Annotated in this window: 8 protein-coding genes; 1 reads left to right on the top strand and 7 read right to left on the bottom strand. The window is 48.6% G+C overall.

Annotation, left to right across the window (positions count from 1 at the left end):
- The 6 genes from KKC1_RS17530 to KKC1_RS09100 form a co-directional block, all read right to left on the bottom strand.
- Positions 1–155: flagellar basal body protein (locus tag KKC1_RS17530; RefSeq protein WP_238134266.1), on the bottom strand; the 155-nt coding region annotated here is incomplete at its 3' end.
- Positions 156–171: 16 nt separating this feature from the next.
- Positions 172–657, bottom strand: coding sequence for a flagellar protein FlgN (locus tag KKC1_RS09120; protein WP_088554153.1), 486 nt, complete (start codon positions 655–657; stop codon positions 172–174).
- A 6-nt stretch (positions 658–663) separates the two neighbouring features.
- Positions 664–951 (bottom strand): flagellar biosynthesis anti-sigma factor FlgM, encoded by a 288-nt coding sequence (gene flgM, locus KKC1_RS09115; protein WP_192868161.1) that lies wholly within the window; start codon positions 949–951, stop codon positions 664–666.
- A 184-nt stretch (positions 952–1,135) separates the two neighbouring features.
- Positions 1,136–2,176 carry a protein-glutamate methylesterase/protein-glutamine glutaminase gene (locus KKC1_RS09110; protein WP_202820023.1) on the bottom strand — a complete coding sequence of 347 codons (1,041 nt, stop codon included), beginning with the start codon at positions 2,174–2,176 and terminating at the stop codon, positions 1,136–1,138.
- Positions 2,160–4,208, bottom strand: coding sequence for a chemotaxis protein CheA (locus KKC1_RS09105; protein ID WP_088554151.1), 2,049 nt, complete (start codon positions 4,206–4,208; stop codon positions 2,160–2,162). Before KKC1_RS09105 ends, KKC1_RS09110 begins: the two co-directional genes overlap by 17 nt.
- A complete protein-coding gene (locus KKC1_RS09100) occupies positions 4,205–4,759 on the bottom strand; it encodes a chemotaxis protein CheW (RefSeq protein ID WP_088554150.1) in 555 nt (184 codons plus the stop codon). The genes KKC1_RS09105 and KKC1_RS09100 overlap by 4 nt, the downstream gene beginning before the upstream one ends.
- 161 nt (positions 4,760–4,920) lie before the next feature.
- Between KKC1_RS09100 and KKC1_RS09095 the strand changes: the two genes are divergently transcribed.
- Positions 4,921–5,100 (top strand): DUF1540 domain-containing protein, encoded by a 180-nt coding sequence (locus KKC1_RS09095; protein ID WP_088554149.1) that lies wholly within the window; start codon positions 4,921–4,923, stop codon positions 5,098–5,100.
- A gap of 38 nt (positions 5,101–5,138) precedes the next feature.
- Here KKC1_RS09095 and KKC1_RS09090 read toward each other — a convergent pair whose 3' ends face one another.
- On the bottom strand, positions 5,139–6,353 hold the full coding sequence (locus KKC1_RS09090; RefSeq protein WP_088554148.1) for a D-alanyl-D-alanine carboxypeptidase family protein: 1,215 nt from the start codon (positions 6,351–6,353) through the stop codon (positions 5,139–5,141).
- Between the last annotated feature and the right edge of the window lie 79 nt (positions 6,354–6,432).

The following is a 6,432-nucleotide window of genomic DNA, read 5'->3' as shown; positions in this document are numbered from 1 at the left end:
AGGGTATACGGCTCGGTAGCCGCCATAATTGCCTGCTGGCGGCTGTAACCGGGTGTATTCGCATTGGCTATATTATGGCCTGTAACTTCAAGGGCTTTCTGCTGGGCTTTTAACCCCCTGACCGCCGTCACCAAGCCGAAAAAGGTGGAAGACATCTCTTCACCTGCTTTCTTAAACCGTTTGATTTAGCGTGGAACTGGGAATTACCTCCACTTCTCCTGTGGACCGGTATGTAAGCCTGTGTTGCGGGTGTAAATAAGTCAACAGCCGGTTGACCAGGGCTAATGACTGGCGTATCAGCAGTTTGTTTAACTCATTAATCTCATGAAGCCGGTGGTAGTTTTCCCCCAGTTCCCGGGAAAGCTGAGCCAGCTTCTCCCCGCCCTCGGGTAGGTTCTGATCCAAAATCTGGCTCAGGGTACACTGCCGGGGAAGGTTTAACCTGCCGGCCAGCTCCTGGTGCAGTTGCATCCTTTTCTGCTCCGCTTTCACCAGTTCGGTTCCCAGTATCTCCTGCTCTTTAGTTATACGGCTTACGGCAATGATGTCGTTTTTCTTAAGGGCCGCGGTTTCCCGGTTGCCCAGCTCAATTAATTCCTTCACCAGCGAATTCTGGCGCTCCATTACCTCCCGGAGAGAAATTAAGAGCTCTTTCATTGATAATCACCTTTTCTCCCTAAAATTCTCCAGCAGCTTTTCAGCGATTTTTTCCGCCGGTATCCGGTAAGTGCCTTTTGCCAGTTCCTGTTGCAGTTGTTCCACTCTCGCCGGCCGTATTTCCGGATACTCGGCTGCCTTCCGTATAAGCCCCTGTAGTTCTCGTGCCTCGGAAGACAGGTTAACGGTATCGCTGGTTAAAGCGTCCGGTTTTTTCACTTTCCGATTCTTGTCTCCAATATGATTCAAATAAGTCCTGGCAATTTCAGCATAAGTTTTGCGCTCAATTTTCAACCCGTCCACCTACCCTCAAACCTTTTTCATAAATATACATCGGAAAGAAAAAGCTATAACTTTATAGATCACCACAGCAATATTTTGTTCCAGCTCTCTCGCTTGATATTTTTCCCAAGTTGATGGAACATTGGTCTCTCCATTTCTACTCCCTCTAATAGGTTTTGTGGAATTGACAAATGAGTTACTTTTCGGTCAGCGAAAGGATTTCCGCGGTTATTCGGTTAAGAGGAACCACCCGGTCGACGACTCCCGCTTCAATAGCAGCCCGGGGCATCCCGAACACCACGCAAGTGCTTTCATCTTCGGCAATAGTTATGCCTTCCCGGGCTTCGATGGCCTGCAGCCCCCGAACCCCGTCGTTTCCCATACCGGTCAGTACTACTCCCAGGCAGCCGCCGCCAAAAATTTCTGCCGCCGCAAGCATGGTCACATCCACCGAAGGTTTAAAGCGGGTCTCCAGGGGAAAATCATCCACCAGCCTTACCCGTACTCCGTCCGGACTCAAACGAAAGACAGTATGCCGGCCGGCAGGGGCCACCAGCGCTCTTCCCGGTCTGATCAGGTCGCCTTCTTCCGCTTCTCGCACTTCAATCTGGCTGCGTTCGTTCAGCCTCTCCGCTAATGGCCTGGTAAAGCCCGGGGGTATATGCTGCACAATCACAATTCCCGCCGGAAAATCCGCCGGCAAACGGGGAATAATTTTAGCTAAGGCAGCAGGCCCTCCGGTTGAGGCGCCGATCACCACTAACTCCACTTTCCGGGCCTGGCGCCGGGAGCGGAAGACGGTCGGCCCTACCGGTTTTTTGTCAATTTCCTTCTTAACCCGCACGTCGGCGGCTGTTTTGACTTTGAGCACCAATTCCGGCGCTAGGCGGACAAAATCGCCGCGACCCGTCGGTTTGGTTACAAAATCTACGGCCCCCAGTTCCAGCGCCCTGACTGTTTCATACGCTCCCTGTACCGTTAAGGCACTGACCATAACCACCGGTAGGGGAAAGCGCTCCATTATCTCCTGCAGAGTCTCCAGCCCGTTCTTACCCGGCATTTCCACATCAAGGGTAACCACATCCGGCCGCAGGCGCGGAATTTTATCCAGGACCTCCAGGCCGTTCCGGGCAAACCCTACCACCTGTATGCCCGGATCCTTATCTAACATCTGGGTGATAATCCTGCGCATGAGGGCGGAATCATCAACAACCAACACCCTAACTGGCTCTTTCAATGCGGTCAACTCCTACTCTTTCCACCAGTCCACCGGGATCCAAAATCAAAGCCACTCGCCCGTCACCAAGAATGGTAGCCCCGGCAATACCCGGTACCTGGCCGATATAGTTGCCTAACGGTTTGATTACAATCTCCTGTTCCCCGATGAGATCGTCCACTATAAATCCCATCCGCTTCTCTCCCAAACCTACTACCACTACCGGGAGTTCATCTCTCGATTTTTCGCCTGTCTTCTCATACCCGAGCACCTTTCCCAACTGATACAGCGGCAAAACATTGCCCCGGAGCAGGACCACCTCCCGGCCGTGGATTCTTTGTATTTCGGCCCGGTTCACATTAATAATTTCCACTACATTTACCAAGGGGAAGGCAAGCACCTTATCCTGGACATAAACCAGTAAAGAGCGGTTAATAGCCAGCGTAAGAGGCAGTTTTATGGTAAACTTGGTTCCCTTGCCTACCTCCGTCTCTATGTCGATCATACCGTTAATCCGTTCTATATGATTACGGACAATGTCCATTCCGACTCCTCGCCCGGATATATCGTTTACTTCCCGGGCCGTAGAAAAACCGGGAGCAAAAATAAGGTTAATTATCTCCTGCCGGGTCATCCGCTCCGCTCTTTCTTCAGTTATTAACCCTTTTTCTAAGGCCCGGCGCTTTACCTCCCTAGGGTCGATCCCCCTTCCGTCGTCTTCCACCGTAATGACAATCTGGTTCTCTTGATGATAAGCGTTCAATTTAAGCAGGCCTTTGGCCGGCTTCCCCAGTTTAAGCCTTTCCTGGGGCGTCTCCAAACCATGATCTATAGCATTTCGCAGCAGGTGAATCAAAGGATCTCCGATTTCTTCGATAACAGTGCGGTCCAGTTCTGTTTCCCGTCCCTCAATGACCAGCTCTACTTCCTTCTCTGCCCTCTGAGCCAAATCCCGCACCATACGGGGGAAACGGTTGAAAATCTGCTCAATAGGCAGCATCCGGGCCTTCATGATTTCATCCTGTAACTCCATGGAAATTCGGCCTATATGAACGGCAACTTCTTCCAGCGTATCCATGAGGTCGCCGGAGCCAATCTTTTCCCGCAGCCCGTTGCCTAATTCCTCCAAACGCGTTCTTTCAATTACCAGCTCCCCGACCAGGTTCATCAAATTCTCTAAACGCTGGACGTCTACGCGTACCGTTTGGCTTACCCGCTTGAGAACTTTCTCTTTGGCTGACTGCCGGCCTCTTCCCGCCGCCTTTTCCTGTGCCGCCGGTTGAACGCCCGCCTCTGTCAAATTGCCTAAAATTATAGGTTTTACCGTAACCGAGGCAATTTCCGAAACCGATTTAATGATATTGGAGATACGCTCGGCTTCGTTCCTGGTAATGATAACTAAATCGAAGCGGTCGTCAAATTTTTCATCTTCGATTTCCTCGGTACTCGGCACCGTCTTAATGACCTCTCCTGCATCTTTAAGATTATTAAATACTAAGAAAGCTCTTACCGATTTCATCTGGCAGTCCGGGGCCAGTCTTACCGTAACCTGATATACGTGGTATCCTTTAGCTTCGGCGGTGCGAATTAAGTTTTCCTCTACTTCATTCAAATCAATTTTCCGGGGGGCTCCCGGTTCACCGGTCTTTTCCTCCGCCCTTTCTCCCGGGTCGGCTTTCTTTAACCTCTCAACTATATCGGGAACACCTTCTCCTTTTTCCTCTCCATTAGCTATCTCATCCTTTAAAACACGGAGAATATCGAGACACTCCAAGAGAAGGTCAATAATCTCCCTGGTAACTTCTAACTCTCCGTTTCTAAGTTTATCCAGAACATTTTCCATTTCGTGGGTCAACGTGGCCATTTTTTCAAACCCCATCGAAGCCGAGGAACCTTTCAAAGTATGAGCCGCCCGGAAAATGTTGTTCAGCAGGTCTTGCCCCTTTCCTTCCTGCTCCAATCGCAAAATATTTTCGTCTAAAATTTGTAATTGTTCTTCCACTTCATCCAAGAAAATACTTAAATACTGGCTGACATCAAAATCGGAAGTCATGTTAACAATTCCTCCTGACCTTCCAGGGCCGAGGCAATCTCCCGCCCCGCTTCCTCCTGTAATTCTTTTTTCTCATTTTCCCGGAGTATTTTTTCGACATCCAGCAGGATGATTAATCTGTCCTGCCACTTTCCGACTCCCCGGAGATAAGCCGTATCTATGCCGGTAATCATGGCCGGAGGTAATTCTATGCTGCCGGCCGGTAACCGCAACACTTCCAAAACCGCATCTACAATCATACCGACGGTAATGTCCCCCATTTGTATTACCATTATTCTCCAAGCAGAAGTTCTTTCCCCCACCGGCAGGCCAAAACGCTTTCTCAAATCGATAACCGGTACAATCCGGCCTCGAAGGTTTATAACACCTTCCACAAATTCCGGTGTCCGGGGAACCTCCGTAATGTCCTGCATGCGAATTATTTCATGAACCACCGAAATCTCTATACCATAGGTCTCTTCTCCCAGTTTAAACACCACCAGCTGTTCCTCTGCTCGTCCTGTCACCTGCTGTTCTGCCAAGCCTGCTTCCCTCCCAAAAAATTTTTCCATAAAACACCACCTTGTGTGTTATATTTTTCAATACTATTTGACAAAATCCTCTAACATTCTCTTCTGTCAACAGTCACAAGAATAAAAATTTTTATTAGGGTTATGATAAATAACGGATTATTTATGGCAGCAACAGGATCAAAAGAAAGGAGGACTTTAAAATGGTAGGAAGAGTCAGCCGGACCAATGAACCTATCGGCAGGGTAAAATGTGTGGTAAACACATGTCACTATTGGGACAACGGTGATGTATGCAAAGCTTCATCCATTGAAATTCAGCCTCCCGGAGCGAGAGACACGGAAACAACTGACTGCGCCACTTTTGCTCCGAAAGAGATGTGACCAAAAAGACCGGGGTATCCCCGGTCTTTTCCTTCTCATCAATATCTTATCCGGTAACGGTAACGGCGGGAACCGTAAAGGCGACTGTGCCTTCTCCTGTTCACCAAGGTTCTCCGCAAAAGATTTAGTACCCAAAGGACTAACATTACGAAAGTAACGCGGAACCACCAGTCACGGAAAGTAACCAATTTCTTAACCCGGTTCTGGGCTATCAGGGGTACCTCTCCGATTTTTTCCTCTCCTAAGAAATATATTATTTTACCTACCTCCTGACCTGCCTGTACCGGTCTTAAAACCTGAGACAGTTCTATCTTCTGCTGTGGTACAAGTTTGGAATCTTTCGGCAAGAGATAGTGGAAGGAATTTTTAGCTACCACCTTCACCGTGTCTCCCCGGCCAACATTGACTTCGGCTATTATATCGCCGGCCTCTATCAATTGAAATTTCCGGAAATTTTCAAACCCGTAATCTAGTAATTCCTCTGCATCCTTCCAAACCTTATCACTGGTACTGTTAAAAACCAGGGTCAGAAATTCCTGATCCTCCCTTTTGGCAGAGGCCACCAAACACCATCCGGCTTCCGAAGTATACCCGGTCTTAATACCGTTAGCCCCTTCATAATAGTTCAGAAGTTTATTCAGGTTTAATAATTGGCTCTCCCAGCTCTGGCCTCTCCAGGGACGAGTTTTAGTCCCCACTATCTCCCTAAATTTCGGGTTTTCCATCGCAGCCCGAGCAATTAAAGCCATATCATAAGCGGTAGTATAATGATCAGGTGCCGGCAAACCGTGGGGATTGGCAAAATGGGAAGCGGTTGCTCCCAATTCTTTTGCTTTCTCATTCATCATTTGAACAAATTCTTCTACCGTGCCGCCTATATGTTCAGCAATGGCCAGCGCGGCATCATTAGCGGAATTAAGCATCATGGCATAGAGCAGGTTTTCCAGAGGCTGCTTCTCCCCCGGTTGGAGCCATACAATTGTACCTTCTACCTGGGTAGCTCTTTCGCTAACCGTTACCAGGTCGTTTAAATATCCTTTTTCCAAAGCAATTAGAGCAGTCAGTATTTTAGTGGTGCTGGCCGGCGCTACCCGCTTACGAGCATTCTTTTCATATAAAACCTTTCCTGTTTCCATGTCCACCAACAGCCCGGTAGAGCCGGTAATCTCCGGTTGGGCAAAAACTGCAGGAACAAGTGATAGCAGAATAATTGTCCCCAAAATTGCAGCTACAAACGGTTTGACTAATTTCAACAATTTCCCTCCTTGTATGATATGACCAACGGCTAAATTTCCAGTTGGTCATTTATTTTGTCGTAAAAAATGTTTGACC

This window comes from Calderihabitans maritimus, assembly GCF_002207765.1.
Lineage (GTDB): Bacteria > Bacillota > KKC1 > Calderihabitantales > Calderihabitantaceae > Calderihabitans > Calderihabitans maritimus.
Note: the sequence above shows the minus strand (reverse complement) of the source record. Positions and strands in the feature narration are given on the sequence as shown.